The organism is Vibrio sp. MarTm2 (genome assembly GCF_027587055.1).
Taxonomy (GTDB): domain Bacteria; phylum Pseudomonadota; class Gammaproteobacteria; order Enterobacterales; family Vibrionaceae; genus Vibrio; species Vibrio sinaloensis_D.
In genome coordinates this window covers 483,989-510,681 of record NZ_JAPPTK010000001.1, presented here as the reverse complement: position 1 = coordinate 510,681, position 26,693 = coordinate 483,989, and the positions used below count along the sequence as shown (strand labels likewise).

The following is a 26,693-nucleotide window of genomic DNA, read 5'->3' as shown; positions in this document are numbered from 1 at the left end:
TTTTTGACCTCGAGGGTAGAAACACGCACGAATATTAAGTATTTTACTCGACAGCTGCTGGTGGTGTACATATTACGCGAACCAGTTGCCATAACTCCGAGCTCTGCGGGCTAAGTTTGTAAATAAATAAGCGTGTAGAGCCAGTGACAAGTTGTCACAAGGGCAAGGTTGGAAATGACGTTGCCTCCCGTGTTTGGAAAGGTGTTCCGTGGCGCAACAATTCGAAGATAAATTTCATCGCAAGTTTTATTACTTGCGTCTTTCCGTTACTGACGTTTGTAACTTTAAATGCACATATTGCTTGCCTGATGGCTATAAACCATCGGGGCAGAAAAACTCGTCTTTTTTATCCGTACCTGAAATTAAGCGCGTCGTTCGCGCGTTCGCTGATTGTGGTACGTCAAAAGTCCGCATCACCGGTGGTGAGCCAAGCCTGCGTAAAGACTTCAACGATATTATCCATACGGTGTCTGAAACACCCGGTATCACCAAAGTCGCGACGACGACAAATGGCTATCGGATGGAAAAGCAGGTCGCTGACTGGAAGCAAGCTGGGCTGACGCACATTAATGTCAGCGTTGACAGCTTAGATCCTCGCATGTTCTATCAAATTACGGGTGAGAATAAATTCTCTGAAGTGATGTCGGGGATTGATCGCGCGTTTGAAGTCGGGTACGAACAAGTCAAAGTCAATGTCGTGTTGATGAAAGATCTCAACGCCAATGAGCTGCCCGCCTTTCTCAACTGGATCAAACATCGTCCAATTCAACTGCGTTTTATTGAACTGATGCAGACCGGGGAGATGGATGAACTGTTCCACAAGCACCACGTTTCTGGCGTAGCGATTCGTAATCAACTGATTGCGAACGGTTGGCTTCTGAAGGTTCGTGCGAACAACGATGGTCCCGCTCAAGTGTTTGTCCACCCAGATTATCAAGGTGAGATTGGCTTGATCATGCCTTACGAAAAAGACTTTTGTGAGAGTTGCAACCGACTTCGTGTCTCCGCTAAGGGTAAGCTGCATTTATGCTTGTTTGGCGATCATGGCGTTGAGTTACGCGACCTGCTTCAGCAAGACTCACAAGAAGATGCGTTGATTCAACGCATCCAAGAACAGTTACAAACAAAATCCGTCAGTCACTTCCTGCACGATGGAAACTCCGGTATGACGCCACATCTTGCGTCTATCGGCGGCTAATCACTGACAACACGTTATTATCTTTATCTTGGTTAAGCGTTGTACTTGGCCAAATCAGAACAAATTGACTACAGGTAGGTGAACAATGGGTCACGCAGAGAGCAAATTTCAACCAGCAAACATCGCCGTATTGACGGTGTCGGACACACGTACCGAAGAAAATGATACCTCGGGCGGCTATCTTGTTGAACACGCGAAAGAAGCGGGTCACAACGTTGTGGACAAGCAGATCGTCATCGATGATATGTACAAAATCCGCGCGATTGTTTCTCAATGGATCGCTGACGAAAATGTTCAAGCCATTATGATTACAGGTGGCACGGGCTTTACCTCGCGTGATAGCACGCCAGAAGCGCTGAAACCACTGTTCGACAAAGAAGTGGAAGGATTTGGTGAGTTGTTCCGTATGGTGTCATACGAAGAGATCGGCACGTCGACGATTCAGTCACGTGCAATTGCTGGATTTGCTAACCATACGGTGATTTTTGCTATGCCAGGGTCTACGGGTGCTTGTCGCACGGGCTGGACGAAGATCATCAAGCAGCAGCTGGATGCAAGCCATCGTCCATGTAACTTTATGCCTCACCTATCGGTATAAGTGAGGGACAGTATGAGCGAATTTACGCACATCAATGCGTCGGGCGAAGCCAATATGGTCGACGTGTCAGCGAAAGCAGAAACCGTTCGCGAAGCGCGCGCTGAAGCCTTCGTCCACATGGCTCCTGAGACATTGCAGTTGATTGTTTCTGGTTCTCATCATAAAGGGGACGTGTTCGCGACGGCTCGAATTGCCGGTATCCAGGCGGCGAAGAAAACATGGGACCTGATTCCGCTTTGTCACCCATTGCTGCTTTCTAAAGTAGAAGTACAACTTGAGGCGATTGAAGCTGAAAACATGGTTCGAATTGAATCTGTGTGTAAGCTTGCCGGTAAAACGGGTGTTGAGATGGAAGCGCTCACTGCGGCTTCGGTTGCGGCGCTGACTATTTACGACATGTGTAAAGCGGTACAAAAAGACATGGTGATCGGTCAGGTTCGTTTGCTCGAAAAAACAGGTGGAAAGTCAGGACACTTTAAGGTGGATGCATGATTAAAGTACTTTTCTTCGCACAGACTCGTGAACTCGTAGGCGTGGATGAAATCGAAGTGGAGAGCCAGTTTGAGACAGTAGAAGCGCTGCGTGCTCATCTTGCGACACAAGAAGGCAAGTGGGATCTTGCTCTTGAGCCTGGCAAGCTGCTTGCTGCGGTAAATCAATCTATTGTGCCGCTTGACCATTCGTTAACCGAAGGAGACGAAGTCGCCTTTTTCCCTCCAGTCACGGGTGGCTAACATGGATAAGCGTATTTCTGTTCAAACGGCAGATTTTTCTGTCGGCGCCGAATACGACGCCCTTGCGCAAGGGACTTCGGCAGGTGCGGTTGTCACTTTTACGGGTAAAGTTCGCGATATGAATTTGGGTGATAATGTCACTGGCTTATCGTTGGAGCACTACCCAGGAATGACCGAAAAGGCGCTGGGTGATATTTGTGATCAAGCAGAGCAGCGCTGGCCAATCTTGAACATGCGTGTGATTCATCGCGTTGGGGATTTGGATATCGGCGATCAAATTGTATTTGTTGGCGTGTCTAGTGCCCATCGTGGCGCTGCTTTCGAAGCGTGTGAGTTTGTTATGGATTATTTGAAGACCAAGGCTCCGTTTTGGAAGAAAGAGCGGACAACCGACGCAACACGCTGGGTCGAGTCTCGCGACTCAGATGCAAAAGCTGCCGAGCGTTGGACAGAAAAATAAATTGACGATGCCTTTGATGAGCCCTCCCTTCGTGGAGGGCTTTTTTGATTTCACGTAAGCTGGTGGATAGTACCGCGCTGCTGATTTTTTGCATGAAACAGCGCTTTGTCGGCCAATGCTACAATCTTTTCTGCGGTGGTATGGGTGTCGGTTGCCTGATTGAACTTGATGCCAATGGTGATGGTCACGTGATTTGCGACACTTGATGCCTCGTGGGGGATGTTCAAATCCAAAATTGACTGCCTGAGCGTTTTAGCCCGTATGAGGGAGTCGTCTTGGCTGAGTCCAGATAGATAGACAAGAAACTCATCACCTCCATAGCGAAAACAGAGATCATTGGAACCTGCCCAACACTGAATCGCTTGGCCGATGGCGATTAACGCGCGATCGCCTTGAATGTGACCATAGTGGTCGTTGTACTGCTTAAAGCAATCGATATCTATCATCAGAATGGCGGAGTGTGTCTGGCGTAGGTGAGTTAGTTCTATGGCATCAGGCAACAGCACATCGAGTGCATATCGATTGTACAGTTGGGTCAAATGATCCATGTAGGTGAGCTTTTCAAGTTCAAGCTGTTGGCGAGCCAATGTATCGAGTGCGCGCTTGTACTCCGTGATGTTTCTTACTGTCCAAAGCACCAGATCGGTATTGGGCAGTGGAATGACGAGCGCACTAAAGTGTTGGACATCGGTCGGCCCTTCGACACCGTCGAAACAGGATAAATCTGTGGGATCGAGCGAATATTCAAGTTCTGCGGGTTTTTGGCTTTCTACGACGTCTACGATCACCTGGCTAAACCATACCGCTTTGTCTGCCGGAAGTACTTGGTATTGCGTAAGACCTACCAGCGCGTCTGGATTGTGATGGCGTTTTGTATCCCTGCCGCCCCACGCTTCGACATAAATCCCCGATTTATTGATCAGAAAAGTAGGTTCGGGCAACGACTCAAACACCGAATTGATCATGCTTGGATTCGTGGCAATCGCCTTTGAAAAAGTAGAATTCACTCAGCCCGCCTTTACTGGTTTTATCAATCCTACCTATAGTTTAGACAGTTTAGAGTACATCGTGATCATACGGAGGTTGTATTTGTGAGTGCTCAAGTGATTAAAAGGTCAATAATTATTGCTGTGGTGGTAGGGACTCTGCTCAACCTTATCAATCAAGGGGACGCAATGGTCTCAGGATTAAGCCTGAACTGGTTTAAAGTGATTCTAACTTACTGCGTTCCTTTTGCTGTTTCCCTTGTCAGCAGTTGGTTTACACAACGAGAAATCGAGAAGAAAAATGAGTCACTAAAAAGTTGATAGGTAATAGCAATTGTAAAAATTGGTGATTTCCATTTAGTAAAATCAAGAAATTAGACAACAATTACAGTATCAGCAGCGTAGCTTGCACGTTAAGGAGACATAAATGGAATCATTAAAAGTAAAAGACTACATGACACTGCAAGCAGTGACGTTTTCCCCTGATATGTCATTGAGTGCCGCTTTAGAAAAGGTACTCGACTCTCGTTACCTAGGCGGTCCGGTGATTAATGAAAAAAAAGAAGTCATCGGCTTTTTATCAGGACAAGACCTACTCGATAAACTGATCAAGGTGTCTTACTACTGCCAAGATACTCACATTGTATCTGACTGTATGCATTCGGAAGTGCTGTCGGTGACGTCTGATACATCCATCATTGAATTAGCGGAAATGATGACAGTCGGTAAGCCTAAGGTCTATCCAGTAATCGATAATGGGAAGCTTGTCGGCATTATTACTCGTCGAGATGTGCTTCGAGCGATTGGCAAAAACATTGATGATTGTTTCAAGCACCCTGTATAGCGAGGCGTGCCTAGTTATATGAAAGGCGCCTGGTGCGCCTTTTTTCGTTCTCTCCAATTCGTAAAAAGTATTTGACCTTGGAGTCGACTCTAAGGTTTAAGATGAAGGTATATAGAAAAGGGAGATACAATTATGTGCACTAAACATAACGCCTGCTGCTCTAGCAAAATTGCGGTCAATCCTTCACAAGTGGGTTCTTGCTCTAGCCCGAAAATTGCCAGTATACAGATGGCAGGAGTGCCACAAACCGAATCAGACTGTTGTGGATCCAATACTTGCAGTAGCGGTGGCGATCCGTCTGATGAAGAAAGTGAGTCCGGTGCCTCAATAGAGGCTATCTATACTCACAGCTGGAAAGTGAATGGGATGGATTGCCCATCCTGTGCGCGAAAAATCGAATCTGCAGTTAGCAAGATTGAAGGCATTGTCGAAGCAAAAGTGTTATTTGCCACCGAGAAACTGGTGGTGAAAACCAATCACCAAAATGTTGCCCAACACGTTGAGAAAGCCATCCAAGACGCGGGCTTTTCATTCTCGAGCCCAACCAAACCCGAAGCAGTGCCAAAGCAGGGGTTAGCCAAACTTATCGATGGCAATGGTCAAATATTAAGCATCGCCATCGCGATGTTGGTTGCTGCGCTTATCAAGCCTACTTTGCCTCAAGTAAGTGAGTGGTTATTCGTGCTTACCTGCTTGGCGGGTCTCTATCCTATTGCTAAACAAGCCGTGTCATTGGCGAAATCGGGCACGCCTTTCGCGATAGAAACGCTCATGAGTGTTGCGGCTCTTGGCGCATTGTATCTTGGTGAAACCGTTGAAGCTGCCATGGTTTTGCTGCTGTTTTTAATTGGCGAACGTTTAGAAGCGTTTGCTGCGTCTAGGGCGAGAAGCGGCGTTCAGTCTTTGATGGAGTTAGTACCGGAAAACGCGATTCAGATTATTGACGGCCAACGAGTGGAAGTCTCGGCCAGTGAACTGCAACCCGGTGATATTATCGAGGTTTCGCCCGGTGCACGTTTGCCCGCTGACGGTCAGTTATTGGGTGAAGTGGCAAGCTTTGATGAGAGCGCACTTACCGGAGAATCACTACCCGTTGAGCGTTTTGAAGGTCAGTCAGTCATGGCTGGAGCTGTGGTAGTGGATCGCGTAGTACGCTTTACCATCACCTCTAAGCAGGGCGAAAACGCAATTGATCGTATTCTTCATCTTATTGAAGAAGCCGAATCTCGCAAAGCACCACTAGAGCGCTTCCTTGATAAATTTAGCCGCTGGTACACACCATTAATGATGGTGGTGGCGCTTCTTGTCATCATTACGCCACCTTTGTTGTTTGCTCAGCCTTGGGAAACATGGGTGTATCGCGGCCTGGCGCTGCTTCTGATTGCATGTCCTTGTGCCTTGGTGATATCGACGCCTGCGGCCATTACATCTGGTCTCGCGGCGGCGGCTCGTCGAGGGGCGCTGATCAAAGGTGGCGCGGCACTTGAGCAGTTGGGTAAAATAGAAACAGTAGCGTTTGATAAGACTGGAACCTTGACCAAGGGGCAACCAGAGGTGACGGACATATTGCCTCTAAACGGCTGGAGCGAACAACAGCTTCTCGGAAAAGTGGCGGCGATTGAAGTTGGATCAAGCCATCCTCTTGCGAAGTCCGTGGTATGCAAAGCGGATGCTCTCGGAATCGACATAGTCGAAGCAGAAAGTAAGCAAGCGCTGGTAGGAAGTGGCGTTCAAGGTTATATCGAGGGGATTCTTTACCAAGTGATTGCGCCAAGTAAACTGACGATGACACTCGACCCTGATATTGACAACCTGGTTGGTCAATTGGAAGCGCAAGGTAAGACTGTGGTTGTTGCGACTGCTGGAGAGAACCAAGTGATTGGGCTCATCGCTTGGCAAGATACGCTGCGTGATGATTCAGCTCAGGCGGTCAAAGCACTCAAGGCGTTAGGTATTAACGCCGTCATGTTGACGGGCGACAACCCCAGAAGTGCCTCAGCGATCAGTTCAATGATCGATATTGACTACAAAGCGAGCCTGCTGCCGCAAGATAAAGTGACTTATGTTGAGCAACTCTCGGCAAATGCCAACGTGGCGATGGTGGGGGATGGCATCAATGATGCGCCTGCAATGAAAGCCGCCAGTATTGGTATTGCGATGGGCGGAGGCACCGATGTGGCATTGGAAACAGCAGACGCTGCGATCACTCATAACCGTTTATTGGAGTTGGCAGGGATGATTGAACTCTCGCGTGCAACACTTAACAATATTCGACAAAACGTTGCGTTAGCCTTGGGTCTTAAAGGTGTGTTTCTTATCACCAGTTTGCTTGGTATTACGGGACTTTGGGTGGCGGTGTTAGCAGATAGTGGCGCGACGGCGATAGTGACACTCAATGCGTTAAGGTTGCTTAAATTTAAATCGAGCCAAGACGCATAGTCATCCCCGTTTCATTCATCTGCACAATAACCCTCCCATTTGATGAGAGGGTTATTTTTTATGCAACTCACGTCGCCAATTTACTAAAAAGTGTGATGCAAACCGGTTTTACTTGCAATGTCATAATTTGTTACTCATGTAGTTGTGAGTTGCGTCACTCTTTATTTTTGAGGAGTTGGTTAGAGTATTCCTGTACCCGATGAATTTATAGAGTGAAACCGGTGTTCGAAGAAAGAACGGATTTCACCTCAATAAGGAGCCCCCTATGTCTCAAGCTGTATTCCACCTAGGTGTTACCCAAGAAGATCTTGCTGGTGCAACATTAGCGATTATTCCTGGTGATCCTGCGCGTGTTCAAAAAATTGCTGAAGAAATGGAGAACCCTGTTTTTCTAGCAAGTCACCGTGAATACACGCTTTACCGAGCTGAGCTTGAAGGTAAGCCAGTTGTCGTTTGTTCAACCGGTATCGGCGGTCCTTCTACATCTATCGCAGTTGAAGAGCTAGCTCAACTTGGTGTTCGTACTTTCCTACGTGTTGGTACAACTGGCGCGATTCAGCCTCACGTAAACGTGGGTGATATGATCGTATCAACGGGTTCTGTTCGTCTAGATGGTGCGAGCTTGCATTTCGCTCCAATGGAGTTCCCAGCAGTAGCAGACTTTGAAGTAGCTACAGCGATGAAAGCCGCGGTTGAAGAGTCTGGCGCAACAGTGCACATGGGTGTTACTGCTTCAAGCGATACCTTCTACCCAGGTCAAGAGCGTTACGACACTTTCTCTGGCCGCGTTGTTAAGCGTTTCCAAGGTTCGATGCAAGAATGGCAAGACATGGGCGTACTGAACTTTGAAATGGAGTCAGCAACGCTGCTTACTATGTGTGCAAGCTCTGGTCTGAAAGCAGGCTGTGTCGCGGGCGTTATTATCAACCGTACGCAGAAAGAGATCCCAGATCACTCAACGCTAAAAGAGACTGAAGCACGCTCAATCAAAGTGGTTGTAGAAGCGGCTCGTAAAATGCTTTAAGGCTCGCGCTAGTTAACGCGACCCAATAGAAAAAACCTCAATCATGGTCAGCCAGATTGAGGTTTTTTAGTCTTCAAATTCAGCGGTCAGTTACGCAACAAACTCTTCTGAATCTGGGCGGTTGGTAAACTGCACGCCGTTTAAGAAATCGCACAGCAGTTGATCGTCACACGCTTTGTAATTCTTATTGTTCGGTTTGCGGAAGTAAGCACCAACCTCATATTTGCTTAAGCTCACGCCCATTAACTCCAGTACGTCTAGTACATCTTCCGCTTTCATGTTAAGCGCGATACGCAACTTCATAAAAATCATGTTGTTGGTTAGCTTATGTTCAGGCTTAGGTTGTTCGCCTTCTTTTTTCCCACGCTTTAGGTTGATAAATCCGTTTAGAAATAGCGCCAGTTCTTTATCTTTCATTTTCGTTGCCGACTTATCAGAGTCAGCTTTTAACCAGTCATTGACTTGGTTTGGTGCGATAGGTGAATCCACTTGCTCAAATGCCTTTACGATTTGTGCAGGTTTGAGATTCAATGAATGTTGGATACGGCGCAGGATTTCGTTGTTAGTCACAGTGGGTGCTCTTAGGTCTATGAGGTCGAGTTGACCTGGTTTTGTCGGGGAGGACTTTAGCAAAGTTGCGGCATGGTGGATAGTGAGAAATTGAGCTCAAGCCGAGATTGGCCTGAGCCCTAAAGTCGTAGAGACTAAGCGAGCGTGATCTTAGGCAGTGGCTGATAGAGGCTTTCAGTCATCTCCGATAGCATTTGGTCATATACCTGCGAGATGATTAATGAGATATCTGTCGTTAATTGGTACAGGTCATCATTGCTTGCGGTAATTGTGTCACTGGCGTGGATTTCAGTGAGAATATGCATGGCTTTGGAGCTTGTCGGAGACGCAACCGATAGCGGACTCACCAAGGAGAGCTGGTTGAGCTTGCGCTTGGTTTTGTCGCAGTAGTATTTCACGCGCAGTTCTCCTTCTGGGTAGCTCCTGTCTTGAATCGAGATTCTAAGCTGAGTGAGCACTTCCATGCTATCAAGTACTTGCTGCCAATTCATATGGTACTCATCGCTGACGTCTTCGCGTCCGGACTCAATCAACCAAGCGATGGCTATCTCGTCCATTAAAAACATGCAATGGCGAATGGTTTTGCCATGAATCACTTGGTTACGAGCAACGCTTCGTTGATCCCAATCTTTATATAGCGACTTTAGCTTCAGTTGGAGAATGCGATACATGGGCTTGTTTTCAAACGGTGCATTGGCAATCAATTGGTTGGAATAATCGAGCATAGCGTCGCAAACACCATCCAATTGCGCCTTCACGGTTTGTGTTTGTTGGTTCGAAAGGGCTTGATGGGTCAAGGATCTGTGCTTTCGGCACAGCTGCATCAGCTGTCTAAGTAAAACTAGTGTGTCGAACTTACGTTCTAGACCGCTGTGGCGCTGACGAGAAAAGTGGAAAAGTGCCGCTAAAACGGCCAATGAAACAATCAGTGAATAGACAACAAGCATAACCAACTCCTTGTAATGGTTTACCTATCAAGTGGTAGAGCAGATTTGGTGCCATAAATTTAATTGTTATTATTCAGTAGCTTATGTTTTTATTTGAGAGGGTGATTGAACTGTGATGGTGCAGAGAGCACCGTTGTAGGGAGTAAAAAAAGCCCCACTCAAAGAGCAGGGCTTTCAATTGGTTGGTTTGTGATTACATCACACGCATGCCTGGTTGTGCGCCTTCGTGCGGCTCAAGAATCCATAGGTCGCTGCCACCTGGGCCAGCGGCTAGGATCATGCCTTCAGACATACCAAATTTCATCTTACGAGGTTTTAGGTTCGCTACCATTACGGTTAGCTTGCCTTCCAGCTCTTCAGGTTTGTACGCTGACTTAATGCCAGAGAACACTTGACGAGTTTCACCGCCGATGTCCAATTGGAACTTAAGCAGCTTGTTTGCTTTTGGCACTTCTTCACACGAGATGATGCGCGCGATACGCATATCAACGGCTGCGAAAGCATCAAACTCAATCTCTTCTGCGATAGGATCTTTGTCTAGTTCCGTTTGGCTTGCTTTGTTCTTCGCTGCTTCTGCCGCTTCTTTTGCTGCAACTTCTGCTGCTGCATCTTCTTTAGACGCTTCAATCATCGCTTCAACCTTCTTAGGATCGATGCGGTTGAATAGGGCTTTGAACTTAGTGATTTCGTGACCAGTCAGCGGTGCAGCGATGCCTTCCCAAGTTAGCTCTTCGTTTAGGAACGCTTCAGTACGTGCAGCAAGCTCTGGCATTACCGGTTTTAGGTAAGTCATCAGCACGCGGAATAGGTTGATACCAACAGAACAAATGTCTTGTAGCTCTTGGTCTTTACCTTCTTCTTTCGCCACAACCCACGGTGCTTTCTCATCAACGTATTGGTTTGCTTTATCTGCTAGGGCAGTGATTTCACGGATAGCACGACCAAACTCACGAGTCTCGTAAAGCTCTGCGATGCGGTCAGCTGCTGCTGTGAACTCGTTGTATAGCTCAGGCTCTGCAAAGTTAGCAGATAGCTTGCCTTCAAAGCGCTTAGTGATGAAGCCAGCGTTACGAGATGCTAGGTTAACAATCTTGTTTACTACGTCAGCGTTAACGCGCTGAGTGAAGTCTTCAAGGTTAAGGTCTAGGTCATCGATACGGCTGTTTAGCTTAGCTGCGTAGTAGTAACGTAGACACTCTGGATCTAGGTGATCTAGGTATGTTGCCGCTTTGATGAACGTGCCTTTCGATTTAGACATCTTAGCGCCGTTTACCGTTACGTAGCCGTGTACGAATACGTTATCAGGCTTGCGGAAACCAGAACCTTCGAGCATTGCAGGCCAGAATAGAGAGTGGAAGTAAACAATGTCTTTACCGATAAAGTGGTAAAGCTCAGTTGTGCTGTCTTTTTTCCAGTACTCATCGAAATCTAGGTCATCACGCTTGTCACATAGGTTTTTGAATGAACCCATATAGCCGATAGGGGCATCTAGCCATACGTAGAAGAATTTGTCTTTTTCGCCTGGGATCTCAAAGCCGAAGTAAGGCGCATCACGTGAGATATCCCACTGTTGTAAACCAGACTCAAACCACTCTTGCATCTTGTTTGCTGTTTCAGATTGAAGCGAACCAGAGCGAGTCCACTCTTGTAGCATGCTTTCAAACTGAGGCAGGTCGAAGAAGAAGTGCTCAGAATCTTTCATTACTGGCGTCGCGCCAGAAACTGCTGATTTCGGATCAATCAGTTCAGTCGGGCTGTACGTCTCACCACAGTTATCACAGTTGTCGCCGTATTGGTCTTCAGACTTACACTTAGGACAGGTACCTTTTACGAAACGATCCGGTAGGAACATCTCTTTTTCAGGGTCAAATAGCTGAGAAATCGTACGGCTTGAGATGAAGCCATTTTTCTTAAGCTCTAGATAGATGTGAGAAGCTAGCTCACGGTTCTCTTCTGAGTGCGTGCTGTGGTAGTTGTCGAAGCTAATATCGAAGCCAGCGAAGTCTTTTTGGTGTTCTTCACTTACTGCAGCGATCATCTCTTCTGGCGTAATTCCCATCTGTTGTGCTTTTAGCATGATTGGTGTGCCGTGAGCATCGTCAGCACAGATGAAGTTTACAGTGTTGCCACGTAGGCGTTGGTAGCGAACCCAAATGTCAGCTTGAATGTGCTCAAGCATATGACCTAGGTGAATCGAACCATTAGCGTACGGAAGGGCACAAGTTACCAGCAGTTTTCTTGGATCGTTTGCCATACTTAATAATCGCTTCTAATGATGTATAAAAAATAGAGAGTAATACTACCTTATCCCACCAGTGACTCCAAGGCATCAAAGACCGGAATACCTTAGTTTTTTCAGGGTTCAGTATCGGCTGGTGGAGTGTTACGATTGGATGCATAAGGAGGACCTATGCGTCAGTTCACTTCAAAGCAAGATTTCTGTGATTGGTTAAACCAATTTGAGCATTCAAGCCTAGCGCCTGAATGGGCATCAACACCCAACATTGTCTCGGTAGCGAGCCATGGCTTTAAGATTCAACTGCCTTTTGCTGCTAACCAGTTAGATCAAGATCTGGCTGAGTGGATCTCATCCCAACAGGTAAAGGGTGAAGTTGCTGCTTTTCATTGCGACATTGAGGTTTCACCAAAAGCGTTGCAAACCAATGTTGCCGCAGAAGTTAAAGGGGTAAAAAACATTATCGCGGTGACTTCGGCAAAGGGAGGCGTAGGGAAATCAACGACATCCGTGAACCTTGCGTTGGCCATCGCCCGTTCTGGCGCCAAGGTTGGCTTGCTCGATGCCGATATTTACGGACCGTCAGTGCCGATGATGCTAGGGCAGATGAACGCTTCGCCTGAAGTTAGAGACAATAAATGGATGCAGCCGATAGCCTGCCACGGAATCTACACTCATTCGATTGGTTACCTTGTTTCCAAAGATGAAGCGGCAATTTGGCGTGGACCGATGGCCGCAAAAGCCTTGGCTCAATTGCTTAATGAAACCGAATGGCCTGATTTAGATTACCTTGTCATAGACATGCCACCAGGCACTGGTGATATTCAATTAACACTTGCACAGCAGGTCCCTGTTACAGGCGCGGTGATTGTGACGACTCCGCAAGATTTAGCATTGGCAGATGCGCGCAAAGGCGCAGCCATGTTCAATAAAGTTGACGTTCCAGTGATTGGCTTGGTCGAGAACATGAGTTACCACATCTGCAGCCACTGTGGTGAGAAAGAGCACATCTTTGGTGCGGGCGGGGCAGAAAAGATGTCAAATGAATACGGTCTCGATTTGCTCGCTCAAGTCCCGTTGCATATTCATGTGCGTGAAGATATCGACAGCGGTATGCCAACAGTGGTTGCAAGACCAGACTCAGAGCATTCAATCTGTTACTTAACCTTGGCCGAGTCCGTGTGTTCTCGCATGTTTTGGCACGGTACGCCTAAGCCTGAATCCATTCAATTTACCATGGTTGAGTAAGGGTGAATGCCGTAGAAAAGAGCGCTTTTTGAGCGCTCTTTTTGGTTCTTATTCTTTGTAATCGTTTGCGTTAGGCGTTTTTATTCCAATTCCTAAATTGAGCCGAATCACAACTAGTAACTGCAGACCGAACTCCCTATAATCAGGCGGTTTATCTAAAATTGTCCTAGTACACAGCGCTCACAGTAGCGAGCACTGCTAGTATTAGCTTATGACACCAATCAACATTCATCGGGTGCAAGAATAATGTCTGATAATAATCAATGCGTCATCGTCGGTATTGCTGGCGCGTCTGCTTCTGGAAAAAGTTTAATCGCTAGCACTATTTACAACGAACTGCGTGCAAAAGTGGGCGATCATCAAATTGGTGTGATTACGGAAGATTGCTACTACAACGATCAAAGCAAATTGAGCATGGAAGAGCGTGTTAAAACGAACTACGACCACCCGAGCGCACTCGATCATGACTTGCTTTGCGAACATCTAGAGAGCTTGGTAAAAGGTGAAGCGGTTGAAGTTCCTGAGTACAGCTACACTGAGCACACTCGTACTGACAATACGACAACCATGACACCAAAGAAGGTGATCATTCTTGAAGGTATTCTTCTGTTAACTGACCCTCGTCTACGTAACTTAATGCACGCAACCGTATTTATGGACACACCACTAGACATTTGCTTGCTTCGCCGTGTTAAGCGCGATGTTGAAGAGCGTGGTCGTACAATGGACTCTGTGCTTAAGCAGTATCAAGAAACAGTACGTCCAATGTTTATGCAGTTCATTGAACCATCAAAACAATATGCAGACATTATTGTTCCACGTGGCGGTAAGAACCGTATCGCGATTGACGTGTTGAAAGCGCACATCGCCAAACTACTGCGTGCTTAAGCAATCACGAAGACTTTATTTTTTATGAGATAAGTGGCACTTTAGGTGCCACTTTCTTTTTATGGTCCTTAGAACAACAAAGTGATCATTTATACTTGGGATTGTGTCCTGGACAGCAGGATCAATTCACACAGCAAGGATAATGCGAATGAAGAAACTGTTCCTTTTTGTTGCCATCCCCATCATTGCTATCTTGGGGGCGATTCTCGCTCTCGTCTTATTGGTGAACCCAAATCAATTTAAACCGATGATTATTGAGCAGGCAAAGGCTCAAACTGGTTTAGAGTTGGTCATTGACGGGGACATTAGCTGGCAATTTTTCCCATCGATTGGTCTAGAGTTAGGCCAAACAGAGCTAAGAAACCCACAAGGCTTTAGCAAACTCAACATGTTTAAAGTTGATAGCGTGGTTATTGATGTTTCAGTTACGCCGCTGTTCAACAAGCAACTCGAAATTGGCAATGTTGTTCTGGATGGTGCGCAGGTATCGCTAGAAACACTCAAAGATGGTCGTAAAAACATTGATACGTTGACGAAGGCTCAGTCAACTCAAGCACAAACGGCAGAACCATCTACGCAAGAAGCCCCTTCAACGACAGAGCCAAGCGCCACAGAAACGGCGTCAGCAACGTCTGATTGGTCAATTCAATTAGCGGGTGTCACCATCTCTAATGCTGGCGTTGAAATTCAAGACCTACAGGCGGGAAGTTTTACCAAGCTTTACGATGTTAATCTCAGCTTATCTGAGTTCGCGTTTGATGAATGGGTAAAAGCCAACTTTGGCGCGAAAGGTGAGACAAATCAGCAAAAGTTTGCCGCAAGTGGCCATGCTGAATTCCAGCTTGCAAAGGGCTTTGCCAAATACGCACTGCGCAATATCAAGTTAGAGAGCAGCTTTAGTGACGCCACGACGAAAATGGACACGATCAAACTGTCACTAGACACCTTTGAATTTGATGCTGCTAACTCGTTGAGTTACGAAGTTAAAGGCAAAGCGGCGGATCTCAGCATTGATATGACTGGCGCAGCGACATTAACGGTCGATGAAGCGATCAGCAAAGTCGTGCTCGATAAAATGAGTTTGGATGCCAGCTTTGAAGGGGATGCGCTGCCGCAATCACCAATGAAAGTCGCCATGGCTTCAGACTTAACCTTTGAGCTCAATAAGAGTCATTTGAGTTTTGTGCTCGAATCGCTGACGGCGAATGCCTTGGCGTTTGATGGTAAAGCGGACGTGACGTTAGCAGAGATTCCTAAAGTTCGTTTCGCGTTGCACAGTCCAAATATCGATTTGGATGAATTTCTTGGTTTGGGCCAAGCTCCACAAGATAAGGAGCAAGCCCCAAGCTCTGGTTCTGATGATTCAAAGCCAGCCACGCCAGCAGAAGAGGTTGAGCCGGATTTATCCGCCTTGAAGACCTTAGATGTAAAAGGTGACATGACGATTGATAAATTCAAGGCAAACAATGCTCACCTACAAAATGTTAAAGCGAGCTTCTCGGTTAAGCGTGGTATCGCGGAGCTAACCTCATTCAGCTCCAACCTTTATCAAGGCTCGATTACTGCAAAAGCAAAGTTAGACGCACGTAAGAGCCCTGCGACGTACACCGTGGAAAAACGGATCAAGGGCGTTAAAGTTCAGCCGCTACTGAAAGACGTGGCTGACAATGACATGCTTGAAGGTACGGGCAATATTACTGTAGATCTCAAGGGCGAAAGTCTCACGCCAACAGGGATTCAAAGTAACCTAGTTGGGACGATGGTCATCGACTTTGCCGATGGCGCGGTCAATGGTATCAACGTCGCTCAATTGATTCGTGAGAATTACGCCAAAATCAAAGGCGAAAAGTTCGATGATAAGGAAGGCGTACAAAAAACCGACTTCAGCGCCATGAAAGCAACCTTGAAGCTGAATAAGGGTAATGTTTCGACCAATGATTTGACCATGCACTCGCCACTTCTTCGTATTCGCGGCAACGGCGAAGCCAACTACATCCAGCAAACGGTTGATTTTACCGTCAGCACGTCGATTGTTGGTTCATTGGAAGGTCAAGGCGGTAAAGACATTGACGAGCTTAGAGATATTACCATCCCAATTAATATTTCGGGCAAGTGGTCCGAGCCGAAATATAAGCTGGTATTTGATGATGTCTTAAAGCAGAAAGCGGAGAAAGAGATTGACCGCGGCGTTGAAAAGCTCACCGATAAAATCAAAGATGAGAAAACGAAAGAGGCAGTAAATAGCTTGATTAAAGGCTTATTTAACTAATCCGTTCTCCTCAGAAAAGCCAGTATAGTCATGCTGGCTTTTTTCATTATTGGGTTGGTACGGTATAGCGCTGTCTTATCTGATAATACTGAGGCGAGGACTTCAGTTCCTCAAGTGCATTTTGCCATTTGCGTAACACTTGTGGATCGGTGCCTTTGGAAAAGGCGATGTACAGTTCGATATCAAATAAGCTTATTTCGGAACGAACGACATCTGTCCCATCCATTTCTAGAGATTTAAGAAGACTAGGCATCGCAAACTCACCCGCTACCATGGCAGTGACTCGATTATAAATCAGAAGACGAACGTTCTCTTGCGGCTGGTTTGTTATCCACAAATTGTCGAACCCCAACTCAGTTAATACCTGATGTTCTGGGTAGTTTGCTGTAACTGCGATGTTTTTCCACAACTTTGCACTTTGGATAGTGTCTTTCGAAGAGTCAAAATCGTTGGTGTGATAGAGGTAGACTCCATCGGACAAAATAGGACCCACCCACTCAAACTTATCATTGCGTGCCGGGGTTCTCGCCACACAAAATAAGGCTCGATTAGGAAGGAGTTCAAGCTTTTTGATCGCACGGGACCAAGGTAATACTTGAATGTTGCTATCCACATTGAGCTTTTCGGTGATAGCTTGGACGAGCTCAACACCGATACCAGTTAGTTTTCCTTGATCGTCGTAATAGCCAAACGGGGCAAAATCTTCCGTCATAATAGTGATTTTGGCGTTCACATAGACTGACCAAAAACAGCAAATGGTAATCAGTGTTATTTTGAGTATCGACATACTTCAATTATTGTTGATAGATAACTCATTTATAATAGTCGATGAAAACAAAACCGTTTGACTTGTTACTGAATAAATCGGAAGGGAATAAGAGCAGCGTTCATAACAAAAGCTGCTCTTTTAGAATATGTGATTGGCTGCTTTTACCAATCAACGCCTTTCAATGCTTTCACTCCGGACTCAAAGGCATGTTTGACGTTTTTCACTTCCGATACCGTGTCGGCCATTTCAATCAGTGTGCGGTGGGCACCACGACCCGTAATCACGACAGATTGCATTTTCGGGCGATTTTCCAGCGCTTCGACCACTTCATCCAGCTCGATGTAGCCGTAGCTCACCATATAAGTCAGCTCATCAAATAAAATGACGTTAATCGATTCATCTTTGAGCATACGCTTACACTCTTGCCAGACGATCTGCGCTGCTTCTGTATCTGCCGCTTTATTTTGTGTTTCCCATGTGAATCCTGTGGCCATGACTTGAAACTCTACGCCTAACTTTTCCAGCAAGTTGCGTTCGCCGTTATCCCAAGTGCCTTTGATAAACTGGGCAACGGCACATTTTTGTCCATGACCTACGGCGCGAGCGATGGTGCCGAAACCAGACGTCGACTTTCCTTTGCCGTTGCCCGTGATCATCAATAGTAGTCCTTTTTCTTCTTGAGCTGCCGCGACTTTAGCATCGACTTTCTCTTTTACTTTTTGTTGTCTTGCTTTGTGACGAGCGTCTTTGTTGTTTTCTGCTGTCATGGGAAATCCTTTTTTAATTCATCATTCTGTGGCTATCATAGCGCATCACAGCAGACTCAAACACCTGCGAATCTTAAGGACAAAGGTGCGAAATGGGGAGAGGGCAATGAAAAAAATTTTAGTAGTGTGCATGGGCAACATTTGCCGATCGCCAACCGGGGAGGCGATTCTCCGAGCTAAGGCGAAGGCGCGCGGAGTCAGTGTCGAGATCGATTCTGCTGGAACTATCGGTTACCACCAAGGGAATCCGCCAGATCCACGCTCTAAAGCCGCTGGGGAAATGCGAGGCTACTCATTTCAAGGAATTCGATCCAGAAAAGTTGTACCAGCAGACTTTGATGATTTTGACCTGATTTTAGCCGCCGATCGCGCAAATTTAGACAATCTTATCGCAGAGTGCCCTAAGCATCATCAACATAAGCTGAAGCTGTTTTTGAACTATGCAGCGTCAAACTATGTTGAGATTCCCGACCCTTATTATGGAGGCGATCAAGGTTTTGAGTTGGTGTTAGATTTGATCGAAGAAGCGAGTGACGGTGTCCTTGATGCTATCGAGAATAACTAAGCTGCCATAACCCGGCCACTGAAGTAGTCGTTAGAGACAATGTATTCAGTATTGCGGATCAATTCATCTTGAATTTCGGCCCAATGCATTGAGTCATGCTCAACGGCTGGAACCACACCACCAACGCGGATATTAAATGGGGTTAACTGTTTCGCCCAGCTTTGGGTAAATCCTGCCACCATGGACGTTGCATTATCTAGCCCAGACAAGTCTTGGTAGTCATTGTGAGAGATCACATTGACAATCACGCCATTTTTCTTCTCTTCACGCATTCTCTCTGCGGTCGCTTGCCCAAAGGTAAACAGGGTTGCGGCCATAAAAGAGAGGCGTTGAGTGAACACATCACTGGCAGATTGATCAAAAATGTTCGGCATCGCTTGTACTGTGATCGCATTGATCAGCACGTCTGGAGAACGCTGAACTTGATGATCAATAAAATCAAATAACGCCTGAATTGAATTCATCGAATGATCAGGAATCGAAAATTGGTAGATGTCTTTCGAGATGTCCGAGCAAAGCTGATAAGTTTCTGATAATTGGGGAGTCTCTTTATCGCAAAGTACGACCGTAGCCCCAAGTGAAGCAAAGTGGCAAGCCATTGTGCTACCGAGTTGGGAACCTGCAGACGTTACAAGAACGACAGAGCGATTAATATTCATTGGTATTTCCCCCTGAAACCAATCAATAAGGTGTGTTTGGATAGCATGGTTGATTAACTGTTATTAAGTTGTGAATGACGTCAAATTAATCCATTGCTTCACATAGGAATCGGCGTTTCTTTGCGGTCATTCACATTAAATGATTGGTTTAGTGAACGAGCAAACAAACTGAGCAGGCAAGTTTGTGATCTTAATAAAGAAAGGGGTGCACTATGCTTGTGCAGAAATCTGAAAACTGCGTTGTGCTGAGATCAACTTATTGTACAAATCAGCAGGCATGAGTTGTTTTGGCTCTTTCTCGCCCAATTGTCGACGTTGATGGCCGGAAAGGTTGTGGTAAACCTCTTCTGGTAGATCGTGAGTATCTTCAGGTAGATAGGTCAACGCATCCGGTTTAAGGTAGTGGCTGAGCTTGGCGCTCGGCAATCCCGCACTATGGAACAAGCTCGCTTGGGTGGCAGAAATGTCGTAGGAGCTTTGATCGGAGCGCAGTGGCTGCGGATCGGGAAGCTCAAAGCGTTGGCGTAGGACATTTTCTGTCAGTTCAGGTTGTTCTATCTTTTCGACAGGTGTGTTGTCTCGCACATCGTCAGAAAACATCGACAAAATAAGGGCAAAGTCAGCTCTGCGACCTTCGTGGACGGCGTGGCTGATACCCGTGCCGAACTGAAGCTCGTTGATAATGCTCGCTTTGTCTAAAGTATGGATTTGCATACATGCCCTCATCTATTGCTTTTATAGCGACGATAGGCAGCGAAACTTTAGCGAAATTGCTGTTAAGAAAAGAAAAAAGCCAGCTAAGTGCTGGCTTTTTAAGCGACTAAATTTTAAATCCTAGGGGAGAGGATTATTTTGCTAGGTTTTCAGCAACGAAGTCCCAGTTAACGAGTGCCCAGAATGCATTCATGTAGTCTGGACGAACGTTACGGAAATCGATGTAGTAAGCGTGTTCCCATAGGTCAACAGTTAGAAGTGGAGTCGTACCTTCTTCTGTTAGTGGCGTTGCAGCGTTAGACGTGTTCACGATTTCTAGAGAGCCGTCTGCTTTCTTAACAAGCCAAGTCCAAGAAGAACCGAAGTTGTTGATTGCAGAGTCAGTGAATTTCGCTTTGAACTCTTCGAAAGAACCGAATGCTGCGTTGATTGCATCTGCAACAGCACCTGTTGGTTCGCCACCTGCGTTAGGCGCTAGACAGTGCCAGTAGAATGTGTGGTTCCAGATTTGAGCTGCGTTGTTGAATACGCCACCAGTAGAAGTTTTGATGATTTCTTCTAGTGATTTGCCTTCGAACTCAGTACCAGGGATAAGACCGTTTAGTTTAACAACGTAAGTGTTGTGGTGCTTACCGTGGTGGAAATCTAGAGTCTCAGCTGAGATATGTGGTTCTAGTGCGTCTTTTGCGTAAGGAAGAGCTGGTAGTTCAAATGCCATTGCTCGATTCTCCGTTAATATGAAAGAGTGAAGACCCTTTCGATTGCTTCCAATGTTATTTGTTATTCGTGATCGTTAGAAAAATAGATCACGGTCATTGTGCTGACTTGCGCTCTAGTTTAGCAATTTTTTGCCTTATTAAAAGCTTAGCTAGGCAATTTCTATATGAAATTTCATTATGGTCTAAAACCCCATGTAGATTGGGCTTTTTATTCTCTACCAATGGTTTAGAATGTCTGGATAACTTGCAGTAACTCCATTAAGAGGAAGCAATGGAAACTATCGACAAAATCAAACAGCAAATTGAAGAGAACGCGATCCTTCTTTACATGAAAGGCTCGCCTAAGCTACCTAGCTGCGGTTTCTCTTCTCAAGCGGCACAAGCTCTGATGGCATGCGGCGAGAAGTTCGCTTACGTAGATATCCTACAAAACCCTGATATCCGTGCTGAGCTTCCAGCGTACGCACAATGGCCTACTTTCCCACAGCTTTGGGTTGAAGGTGAGCTGATCGGCGGTTGTGACATCATCATCGAGATGTTCCAAAAAGGCGAACTACAGCCAATCATCAAAGAAGCCGCTGCTCGCGCTGAAGGCGGTGAAGAGGCGTAATTCGCTTCTTAGATGCTGCATAATACTGTTTAAATTTACAGTTTTTCTTGATTTATAAGGGCCGCATTATCAAAATGTGGCCCTTATTGTATCTATTCGATGTGTTTTTATGTCTCGTCTCTTTATTGCGGAAAAGCCAAGTCTTGGCCGAGCGATTGCCGCAGCGTTACCTGGCCCTAAAAAAAACGATCAAGGTTTTATTCGCTGTGGGAACGGGGATGTTGTGACATGGTGCATTGGCCACTTGCTCGAACAAGTAGAGCCTGATGCCTACGATGAACGCTACAAAAAATGGAATCTAGCCGATTTACCCATTGTCCCAGAACAGTGGCAGTTGCGACCAAGAAAGTCTGCGAGCAAACAGCTTACGGTTGTGCGTAAGTTACTAAAAGAGTCCAATCAGATTATTCACGCTGGAGACCCTGACAGAGAAGGGCAGCTGCTGGTGGATGAAGTCTTAGATTATTGCAAAGTCAGTAAGACCAAAAAAGAATCGACCCAGCGTTTATTGATTAGCGATTTGAACTTACCTGCGGTTAAACGAGCGCTCGATCAGATGCGCAGTAATCGTGACTTTATTCCTTTGTCTGTTTCTGCGTTGGCACGTTCACGAGCCGATTGGCTGTATGGCATGAACATGTCTCGTGCGTATACCCTGCTTGGCCAAAAGGCTGGCTATCAAGGTGTGTTGTCGGTTGGGCGAGTGCAAACGCCAGTTCTGGGCTTAGTTGTACGCCGAGACGAAGAGATCGAAAATTTTGTTCCTCGCGATTATTTCACCTTACATGCGCTCATTCCTTATCAAGGAGAGGGCTGTGTATTTGATATTCGTGCGCGTTGGAAGCCAAGTGAAGCGTGTCAGCCTTGGCAGGATGAAGAGGGTAGAGTTCTTAACCGTAAGTTGGTAGAGAATGTTGCTCAGCGCATCGCGAATCAGCCTGCCAAGGTGGTGGAATCAGAACAGAAGCAAACCAAGCAGTCGGCACCATTACCCTATTCGCTCTCTGCGCTGCAAATTGATGCCGCCAAGCGTTTTGGGATGAGTGCGCAACAAGTTCTAGATACATGTCAGTCTTTGTATGAAAAACATAAGTTGATTACTTACCCTCGTTCGGACTGTCGTTATTTGCCTATGGAACACTATGGGCAAGCAAGTAGCGTTTGTGATGCAATTGGTAACAATGCTAAAGAATTAGGAAATGCGGTTTCTGGCGCTAACCTCAGCATCAAGTCAAAAGCGTGGAACGACAAAAAAGTCGATGCTCACCACGCCATCATCCCTACGCCTAAAAAAGCGTCAGTGAACGCCCTTTCTGGCAATGAAATGAAAATCTATCAGCAGATTGCCCGCCAATATTTAATGCAGTTTTATCCGGCGGCGGTCTATGCAGAAGCAAAACTAGTGTTTGATATTGCAGGTGGTACATTCATAGCCAAAGGTCGACAACTTGTTTCGGCAGGTTGGAAAGCGTTGATGGGTAAGCAAGATGAGGAGGATTCCGGTGTCGACGCTGTCCCTCCGTTAGCCGAAGGAACGATACTTACGTGCCGTGAAGGGGAAATCAAAGACCGTAAAACCGAGCCGCCTAAGCATTTTACAGAAGCTACTTTGCTTCAGGCTATGACGGGGATTGCGCGTTTTGTCGAAGACAAAGAACTTAAGAAAATCCTTAAAGAAACCGATGGTCTTGGCACAGAAGCGACACGCGCGGGCATCTTAGATACCTTGTTTAAGCGCCAGCTCTTGACTCGCCAAGGTAAATCCATTTTGAGTAGCCCCGCAGGACGAGGTTTAGTGCATGCGCTGCCGTCTGAGTCGACGTATCCAGACATGACGGCACATTGGGAACACCAATTGCAGGGCATGGCCGAGCGAAATCAAGCCTATGGCCCTTTTATGCAGGCACTGCAAACCCGTATCGATGGTTTGATGTCTCAAGTTAAATCGGGGGAGATTCCACAATCGCTGCGTCATCTACCTAAGGTTGAGCGGCCTGCGTTCAAGCGTAAACGCCGAACCAGTGGCAAAGGAAAAACAGCGGGAAGAAAAGGATCGTCGAGCGCTAAAGCATCCTAACCTGTGACGGTTTTTATGTATTCTTTTGGCGTAATCCCAAACTTGCTCTTAAAGCGTTGGCTAAACCGCTCTTCGGATTGATAGCCACACATTTGCGCTAAGTTGAGTGTGCTCCACGGTGTGGATTGCATCAGGTGAAGAGCATGGTTGAGTCTTACTTCTGCTAGTAGCTCTCGATACTGTAAGCCTTCTTGTTTTAGCTTACGAATCAGCGTGGCTCTGCTCATCGCAAACTTGTCCGCCACCTCTTCTAGTGGATGATTTTCGCCAGGTGAAAGGGCGAGATAGCGACTCAACTTATGACTTAGCGATGCTTCTTGCGAAGGAAAGAGCAGTTGTAGTGCCCCTTTTTCTGCTAGCTGCTGGTACAACGGCATAAGCCATAAGATCTGTGTCTCACTGCTCATGGTGCTTAGGTCGAAAGAGGCTAGCGCATCTAAGCTAGCAAGCAAAGCCTTATCATACTTTAAGAGTGGCGAATCCGAGGAACCTTGATGCTCATAACTCAATTGCATCATCGATTCAGTTGGCAGATGATGGAAGCTAAATACCCGCGATAAAAACGGTCCTTTATCAGGCATATTTTCGAAACTGAGAGAGCTCGATGCTGGGCAAAGTAAAAAACGCTGATGGGTGAGCGCGACGGCATCTTCTTTCCAATACAGTCTTTTGCTCCCTGACAGCACTTGAATCAAAGTAGGGGAATGCATGGTGACATTTCTAAGCTTTTGCAATTGCTTGGCTCGAAATGTGGTTACTTGGTACTGATAGTTCATTCCCCAGCCCTTGTTTAGCGAGTGTAAGTTGCTGTCAGCGTTGCTTTATCAAGAGCAAGACTGTTTAGTGTAAAACCAATCACCGCTGGTGGTGTGTTTTCATTTAACCCTAGCTTAGCTTTAGGAAGTGCCCAAACGGTAAATTGATAGCGGTGCATACCATCTTTTTCTGGAGGGCAAGCGCCCCCAAAGCCCACCGAACCGTAGTCAATTCGATGTTCCTGACCACCAAGTTTTTTGATGTTTGCTCCTCTTGGAAGCTCAGACAGGCTAACAGGGATATCGGTTGCAATCCAATGCCAGAAGCCACTTCCAGTTGGGGCATCAGGGTCATAGGCGGTGATCGCAAAGCTCTGTGTACCTTGAGGAACATTATCCCATTGCAACTGAGGTGAAATATTGCCTCCATCACAGCCCCAGCCAGAATATTCAAAGGTTTTGGCCATAGGGTGACCTTCTTGGATATCTTTGCTGCTAATGTCGAATGCTTGCGCTGCGGTTGAAGTCATGACTGCGAGAGTCAGTAGACTGAGTGTTGTTGTTTTCATGGGGTTGCTCCTACGCTTAAGTTCGAAGTTAGTGTAGCGAGCTTGTGGTTCTCAAGTTCGACAATAAGTATCAATATAAGCCAATGGTATGGCTAAGGTGATACTTATTGTGAAATAAATTGCTGAGGTTGTTACCAAGGGAGCGGATTTCCATCATAGTTAATGAATTGCCCAGATTGAGAAGGCTTTGTCGTATCTATAACGTTGTATAAGCCACGAGCTGAAGTTTCGGTATCGATGAGGGCGTTAGGTCCTCCCATTTCGGTTTGCACCCAGCCAGGATGAAGAGCCAAGACAGTAAAACCTTGCTTTGCGAGATCATTGCTCAGGCTCTTTACGACAGAATTTAACGCGGCTTTTGATGAACGATAAATATAGCCACCGCCAGACGTGTTTTCCGTCATGCTCCCTACTTTTGACGACAAACATGCGATCTTTTTAAGCCTACCTTTTTCAAGGTTTGTGTAGAATGCCTCGACAAGTTTGAGTGGGGCGATCGTGTTGATCTCGAATACTTTACGCCACTCTTCTACGTCTGTGTTGCCAAACCCATACCCTTTCGGACCGTAATAGCCTGCGTTATTCACCAGCACATCGATTGCTGATAACTGCTTCGCTAATGCTTTGACTGACGCGTAGTCGGTGACGTCCAGCTGGTGACATGTGAGGTTTTTATGGTTATTTGAGAGTAATTGCTGTGAGCTGTCGGCGCTTCGATAGGTAGTGTGTACCGACCAACCTTGCTCTAAGTAAAGTTTAACAAGACTAAAACCTATACCTCTATTTCCGCCAGTGATGAGAATGGTATTCATCGTGATATCGCCCCTCAATTCAATACTGAATCCGTAGGCTATCAAAATTCCGGCTAGTTTTCCCTAGCTAAGAGACGAGTTGGACAACAAATAGACCCGCCGCGACAAACATCGCAAGAAATAGAATCAACGCTGAAGCGGTTCCGGAAATAATGCCCAAATAAAAATAGAGAGTTCTATACACGATAGTAAACTGATTAAATGATAATTATTATCATTTAATCAGTTTTTCAACCTAGGTTCAAGCTGATACCATAAAACAACATCAACACTTTACTCGCTGCTATGATACCGCTGATCTATCACTCAATTTACTCGCAACTGCCGCTTCCAGAAGGGCACCGATATCCGATTCAAAAGTACCAACTGCTTTATGAAGCCATCACTCAGCAACGAGAGTGCGACCCTAGGTGGAAGCGAGCATTTCAATTTGTAGAGCCGTCACCGCTATCGGCAGAATGTGTCAAGCAAGTACATTGTCATGATTATATTGATGCACTTTTTAGTGGTGCTTTACCCGCGCCTAAAATGCGGCGAATTGGCTTTCCTTGGAGTGAAACTCTGGTGAGTCGTACTCTTACATCAGCGGGTGGAACCAGTGAAACTGTAGAGCAGAGTGCTAAGCACGGGGTCGCGATTCATCTCAGTGGTGGTTATCACCATGCCCACAAAGATTTCGGTAGTGGTTTTTGTTTGATCAATGATTTGGTACTTGCGGCGAAACGAGCGCTTACCTTAGAGGGAATAGAAAAAGTCATTGTTATCGATAGCGATGTGCATCATGGCGACGGCACGGCAACCTTATGTGAACAAGAAGAAAACATCGTCACGCTTTCTTTCCATTGCGATAAAAATTTTCCCGCACGCAAACCTGACTCAGATCTTGATGTTGCTTTAAGTAGAAATACGGGCGATGAGGAGTTTTTGAGCACATTTCGCTCCGTCGTGGAGATGGCTATCTCGATTCATCAGCCAGACCTTATTTTATACGACGCTGGCGTGGATATTCATCACGAGGATGAGTTGGGCTACTTTGATGTTTCTACTAAGGCGATCTATGAAAGAGATAAGTTTATGTTCTCTTTAGCAAAGGATAATGGGTTGCCGATTGCGTGCGTAGTAGGTGGTGGGTATCGAACCAATCATGGTGATTTGGTTCCAGTTCACATGCAGTTGATACACGCTGCTTACGATGTGTATGCTTGCTAACAACGAAAAAAGCCGCTAATTGCTTAG

General features: G+C 46.2%; 28 protein-coding genes and 1 riboswitch. Of the genes, 16 read left to right on the top strand and 12 right to left on the bottom strand.

What is annotated here, in order from left to right:
- Window positions 1-82 precede the first annotated feature (82 nt).
- A riboswitch (molybdenum cofactor riboswitch) is annotated at window positions 83-220 on the top strand.
- The 5 genes from moaA to moaE all read left to right on the top strand — a co-directional run bounded on the left by moaA (window position 209) and on the right by moaE (window position 2,990).
- Window positions 209-1,198: a GTP 3',8-cyclase MoaA gene (gene moaA, locus OH458_RS02325; RefSeq protein ID WP_038213434.1), complete on the top strand. Its 990-nt coding sequence runs from the start codon at window positions 209-211 to the stop codon at window positions 1,196-1,198. It overlaps the preceding riboswitch by 12 nt.
- 85 nt (window positions 1,199-1,283) lie before the next feature.
- On the top strand, window positions 1,284-1,796 hold the full coding sequence (moaB, locus tag OH458_RS02320; RefSeq protein WP_005473434.1) for a molybdenum cofactor biosynthesis protein B: 513 nt from the start codon (window positions 1,284-1,286) through the stop codon (window positions 1,794-1,796).
- Window positions 1,797-1,808: 12 nt separating this feature from the next.
- Window positions 1,809-2,288, top strand: coding sequence for a cyclic pyranopterin monophosphate synthase MoaC (moaC, locus tag OH458_RS02315; RefSeq protein ID WP_005473427.1), 480 nt, complete (start codon window positions 1,809-1,811; stop codon window positions 2,286-2,288).
- Window positions 2,285-2,530, top strand: a complete 246-nt coding sequence (gene moaD, locus OH458_RS02310; RefSeq protein ID WP_269977148.1) for a molybdopterin synthase sulfur carrier subunit — start codon at window positions 2,285-2,287, stop codon at window positions 2,528-2,530. The genes moaC and moaD overlap by 4 nt, the downstream gene beginning before the upstream one ends.
- 1 nt (window position 2,531) lies before the next feature.
- Complete coding sequence (gene moaE / locus OH458_RS02305; RefSeq protein WP_038133857.1) at window positions 2,532-2,990, top strand: molybdopterin synthase catalytic subunit MoaE; 459 nt, start codon at window positions 2,532-2,534, stop codon at window positions 2,988-2,990.
- Between the two features lie 50 nt (window positions 2,991-3,040).
- On the opposite strand, the gene OH458_RS02300 is transcribed toward moaE, so the two are convergent.
- Window positions 3,041-3,997 (bottom strand): diguanylate cyclase domain-containing protein, encoded by a 957-nt coding sequence (locus OH458_RS02300; RefSeq protein ID WP_443088489.1) that lies wholly within the window; start codon window positions 3,995-3,997, stop codon window positions 3,041-3,043.
- Between the two features lie 84 nt (window positions 3,998-4,081).
- On the opposite strand from OH458_RS02300, the gene nrtS reads away from it, so the two are divergent.
- The 4 genes from nrtS to udp all read left to right on the top strand — a co-directional run bounded on the left by nrtS (window position 4,082) and on the right by udp (window position 8,283).
- Window positions 4,082-4,297: a nitrate/nitrite transporter NrtS gene (gene nrtS, locus OH458_RS02295; protein WP_269977147.1), complete on the top strand. Its 216-nt coding sequence runs from the start codon at window positions 4,082-4,084 to the stop codon at window positions 4,295-4,297.
- Between the two features lie 106 nt (window positions 4,298-4,403).
- Window positions 4,404-4,820, top strand: a complete 417-nt coding sequence (locus OH458_RS02290) for a CBS domain-containing protein (protein WP_269977146.1) — start codon at window positions 4,404-4,406, stop codon at window positions 4,818-4,820.
- Between the two features lie 132 nt (window positions 4,821-4,952).
- Window positions 4,953-7,259 (top strand): zinc/cadmium/mercury/lead-transporting ATPase, encoded by a 2,307-nt coding sequence (locus OH458_RS02285; protein WP_269977145.1) that lies wholly within the window; start codon window positions 4,953-4,955, stop codon window positions 7,257-7,259.
- Between the two features lie 265 nt (window positions 7,260-7,524).
- Complete coding sequence (gene udp, locus OH458_RS02280; protein ID WP_005473409.1) at window positions 7,525-8,283, top strand: uridine phosphorylase; 759 nt, start codon at window positions 7,525-7,527, stop codon at window positions 8,281-8,283.
- Between the two features lie 90 nt (window positions 8,284-8,373).
- On the opposite strand, the gene OH458_RS02275 is transcribed toward udp, so the two are convergent.
- From OH458_RS02275 to metG, 3 genes are all read right to left on the bottom strand, one after another.
- Window positions 8,374-8,853: a DUF1456 family protein gene (locus OH458_RS02275; protein ID WP_269977144.1), complete on the bottom strand. Its 480-nt coding sequence runs from the start codon at window positions 8,851-8,853 to the stop codon at window positions 8,374-8,376.
- A gap of 134 nt (window positions 8,854-8,987) precedes the next feature.
- On the bottom strand, window positions 8,988-9,800 hold the full coding sequence (locus tag OH458_RS02270) for a hypothetical protein (RefSeq protein ID WP_269977143.1): 813 nt from the start codon (window positions 9,798-9,800) through the stop codon (window positions 8,988-8,990).
- Between the two features lie 193 nt (window positions 9,801-9,993).
- Window positions 9,994-12,054 (bottom strand): methionine--tRNA ligase, encoded by a 2,061-nt coding sequence (metG, locus tag OH458_RS02265; protein ID WP_269977142.1) that lies wholly within the window; start codon window positions 12,052-12,054, stop codon window positions 9,994-9,996.
- Window positions 12,055-12,210: 156 nt separating this feature from the next.
- Between metG and apbC the strand changes: the two genes are divergently transcribed.
- The 3 genes from apbC (at window position 12,211) to OH458_RS02250 (ending at window position 16,441) form a co-directional block, all read left to right on the top strand.
- The gene (gene apbC / locus OH458_RS02260; RefSeq protein WP_269977141.1) at window positions 12,211-13,284 is read left to right on the top strand and encodes an iron-sulfur cluster carrier protein ApbC; all 1,074 of its coding nucleotides are present in this window, start codon (window positions 12,211-12,213) and stop codon (window positions 13,282-13,284) included.
- 246 nt (window positions 13,285-13,530) lie between these two features.
- Window positions 13,531-14,172, top strand: a complete 642-nt coding sequence (udk, locus tag OH458_RS02255) for a uridine kinase (protein WP_269977140.1) — start codon at window positions 13,531-13,533, stop codon at window positions 14,170-14,172.
- 148 nt (window positions 14,173-14,320) lie between these two features.
- Complete coding sequence (locus OH458_RS02250; RefSeq protein ID WP_269977139.1) at window positions 14,321-16,441, top strand: AsmA family protein; 2,121 nt, start codon at window positions 14,321-14,323, stop codon at window positions 16,439-16,441.
- A 46-nt stretch (window positions 16,442-16,487) separates the two neighbouring features.
- Here OH458_RS02250 and OH458_RS02245 read toward each other — a convergent pair whose 3' ends face one another.
- Together OH458_RS02245 and cobO are read right to left on the bottom strand one after the other, a co-directional pair.
- The gene (locus tag OH458_RS02245; RefSeq protein ID WP_269977138.1) at window positions 16,488-17,174 is read right to left on the bottom strand and encodes a substrate-binding periplasmic protein; all 687 of its coding nucleotides are present in this window, start codon (window positions 17,172-17,174) and stop codon (window positions 16,488-16,490) included.
- Between the two features lie 197 nt (window positions 17,175-17,371).
- On the bottom strand, window positions 17,372-17,977 hold the full coding sequence (gene cobO / locus OH458_RS02240; protein WP_269977137.1) for a cob(I)yrinic acid a,c-diamide adenosyltransferase: 606 nt from the start codon (window positions 17,975-17,977) through the stop codon (window positions 17,372-17,374).
- A gap of 106 nt (window positions 17,978-18,083) precedes the next feature.
- Here cobO and OH458_RS02235 point away from each other — a divergent pair, with 106 nt between their 5' ends.
- Window positions 18,084-18,542: a low molecular weight protein-tyrosine-phosphatase gene (locus OH458_RS02235; protein ID WP_269977136.1), complete on the top strand. Its 459-nt coding sequence runs from the start codon at window positions 18,084-18,086 to the stop codon at window positions 18,540-18,542.
- Here OH458_RS02235 and OH458_RS02230 read toward each other — a convergent pair.
- The 3 genes from OH458_RS02230 to sodB form a co-directional block, all read right to left on the bottom strand.
- Window positions 18,539-19,201, bottom strand: a complete 663-nt coding sequence (locus OH458_RS02230; RefSeq protein ID WP_005473351.1) for an SDR family oxidoreductase — start codon at window positions 19,199-19,201, stop codon at window positions 18,539-18,541. The two genes, OH458_RS02235 and OH458_RS02230, sit on opposite strands and share 4 nt — an antisense overlap.
- A gap of 210 nt (window positions 19,202-19,411) precedes the next feature.
- Window positions 19,412-19,915: a VC2046/SO_2500 family protein gene (locus OH458_RS02225; RefSeq protein ID WP_269977135.1), complete on the bottom strand. Its 504-nt coding sequence runs from the start codon at window positions 19,913-19,915 to the stop codon at window positions 19,412-19,414.
- A gap of 133 nt (window positions 19,916-20,048) precedes the next feature.
- Window positions 20,049-20,633 carry a superoxide dismutase [Fe] gene (gene sodB, locus OH458_RS02220; protein ID WP_004748456.1) on the bottom strand — a complete coding sequence of 195 codons (585 nt, stop codon included), beginning with the start codon at window positions 20,631-20,633 and terminating at the stop codon, window positions 20,049-20,051.
- A 272-nt stretch (window positions 20,634-20,905) separates the two neighbouring features.
- Between sodB and OH458_RS02215 the strand changes: the two genes are divergently transcribed.
- Together OH458_RS02215 and OH458_RS02210 are read left to right on the top strand one after the other, a co-directional pair.
- Window positions 20,906-21,244: a Grx4 family monothiol glutaredoxin gene (locus OH458_RS02215; protein ID WP_005473328.1), complete on the top strand. Its 339-nt coding sequence runs from the start codon at window positions 20,906-20,908 to the stop codon at window positions 21,242-21,244.
- 109 nt (window positions 21,245-21,353) lie between these two features.
- Entirely contained in the window at window positions 21,354-23,321 is a 1,968-nt protein-coding gene (locus OH458_RS02210) for a DNA topoisomerase III (protein WP_269977134.1), read from the top strand.
- Here the strand turns inward: OH458_RS02210 and OH458_RS02205 are convergent.
- From OH458_RS02205 to OH458_RS02195, 3 genes are all read right to left on the bottom strand, one after another.
- Window positions 23,318-24,097, bottom strand: a complete 780-nt coding sequence (locus OH458_RS02205; RefSeq protein WP_269977133.1) for a helix-turn-helix transcriptional regulator — start codon at window positions 24,095-24,097, stop codon at window positions 23,318-23,320. The two genes, OH458_RS02210 and OH458_RS02205, sit on opposite strands and share 4 nt — an antisense overlap.
- 14 nt (window positions 24,098-24,111) lie before the next feature.
- Window positions 24,112-24,645: a YbhB/YbcL family Raf kinase inhibitor-like protein gene (locus OH458_RS02200; protein WP_269977132.1), complete on the bottom strand. Its 534-nt coding sequence runs from the start codon at window positions 24,643-24,645 to the stop codon at window positions 24,112-24,114.
- Window positions 24,646-24,776: 131 nt separating this feature from the next.
- Window positions 24,777-25,457 carry an SDR family oxidoreductase gene (locus tag OH458_RS02195; protein WP_269977131.1) on the bottom strand — a complete coding sequence of 227 codons (681 nt, stop codon included), beginning with the start codon at window positions 25,455-25,457 and terminating at the stop codon, window positions 24,777-24,779.
- A 285-nt stretch (window positions 25,458-25,742) separates the two neighbouring features.
- Here OH458_RS02195 and OH458_RS02190 point away from each other — a divergent pair, with 285 nt between their 5' ends.
- Window positions 25,743-26,666: a histone deacetylase family protein gene (locus OH458_RS02190; RefSeq protein WP_269977130.1), complete on the top strand. Its 924-nt coding sequence runs from the start codon at window positions 25,743-25,745 to the stop codon at window positions 26,664-26,666.
- Window positions 26,667-26,693: the final 27 nt, after the last annotated feature.

Bases quoted from the DNA above. Each gene is read 5' to 3' on its own strand.
- OH458_RS02225 (WP_269977135.1), bottom strand. From the start codon at position 19,915: ATGCAAATCCATACTTTAGACAAAGCGAGCATTATCAACGAGCTTCAG.
- udp (WP_005473409.1), top strand. From the start codon at position 7,525: ATGTCTCAAGCTGTATTCCACCTAGGTGTTACCCAAGAAGATCTTGCT.
- OH458_RS02210 (WP_269977134.1), top strand. From the start codon at position 21,354: ATGTCTCGTCTCTTTATTGCGGAAAAGCCAAGTCTTGGCCGAGCGATT.
- OH458_RS02230 (WP_005473351.1), bottom strand. From the start codon at position 19,201: ATGAATATTAATCGCTCTGTCGTTCTTGTAACGTCTGCAGGTTCCCAA.
- OH458_RS02250 (WP_269977139.1), top strand. From the start codon at position 14,321: ATGAAGAAACTGTTCCTTTTTGTTGCCATCCCCATCATTGCTATCTTG.
- cobO (WP_269977137.1), bottom strand. From the start codon at position 17,977: ATGACAGCAGAAAACAACAAAGACGCTCGTCACAAAGCAAGACAACAA.
- moaC (WP_005473427.1), top strand. From the start codon at position 1,809: ATGAGCGAATTTACGCACATCAATGCGTCGGGCGAAGCCAATATGGTC.
- udk (WP_269977140.1), top strand. From the start codon at position 13,531: ATGTCTGATAATAATCAATGCGTCATCGTCGGTATTGCTGGCGCGTCT.
- OH458_RS02235 (WP_269977136.1), top strand. From the start codon at position 18,084: ATGAAAAAAATTTTAGTAGTGTGCATGGGCAACATTTGCCGATCGCCA.
- OH458_RS02195 (WP_269977131.1), bottom strand. From the start codon at position 25,457: ATGAATACCATTCTCATCACTGGCGGAAATAGAGGTATAGGTTTTAGT.
- OH458_RS02215 (WP_005473328.1), top strand. From the start codon at position 20,906: ATGGAAACTATCGACAAAATCAAACAGCAAATTGAAGAGAACGCGATC.
- metG (WP_269977142.1), bottom strand. From the start codon at position 12,054: ATGGCAAACGATCCAAGAAAACTGCTGGTAACTTGTGCCCTTCCGTAC.
- OH458_RS02190 (WP_269977130.1), top strand. From the start codon at position 25,743: ATGATACCGCTGATCTATCACTCAATTTACTCGCAACTGCCGCTTCCA.
- sodB (WP_004748456.1), bottom strand. From the start codon at position 20,633: ATGGCATTTGAACTACCAGCTCTTCCTTACGCAAAAGACGCACTAGAA.
- OH458_RS02285 (WP_269977145.1), top strand. From the start codon at position 4,953: ATGTGCACTAAACATAACGCCTGCTGCTCTAGCAAAATTGCGGTCAAT.
- moaB (WP_005473434.1), top strand. From the start codon at position 1,284: ATGGGTCACGCAGAGAGCAAATTTCAACCAGCAAACATCGCCGTATTG.
- OH458_RS02270 (WP_269977143.1), bottom strand. From the start codon at position 9,800: ATGCTTGTTGTCTATTCACTGATTGTTTCATTGGCCGTTTTAGCGGCA.
- moaD (WP_269977148.1), top strand. From the start codon at position 2,285: ATGATTAAAGTACTTTTCTTCGCACAGACTCGTGAACTCGTAGGCGTG.
- apbC (WP_269977141.1), top strand. From the start codon at position 12,211: ATGCGTCAGTTCACTTCAAAGCAAGATTTCTGTGATTGGTTAAACCAA.
- OH458_RS02205 (WP_269977133.1), bottom strand. From the start codon at position 24,097: ATGAACTATCAGTACCAAGTAACCACATTTCGAGCCAAGCAATTGCAA.
- OH458_RS02200 (WP_269977132.1), bottom strand. From the start codon at position 24,645: ATGAAAACAACAACACTCAGTCTACTGACTCTCGCAGTCATGACTTCA.
- moaE (WP_038133857.1), top strand. From the start codon at position 2,532: ATGGATAAGCGTATTTCTGTTCAAACGGCAGATTTTTCTGTCGGCGCC.
- OH458_RS02290 (WP_269977146.1), top strand. From the start codon at position 4,404: ATGGAATCATTAAAAGTAAAAGACTACATGACACTGCAAGCAGTGACG.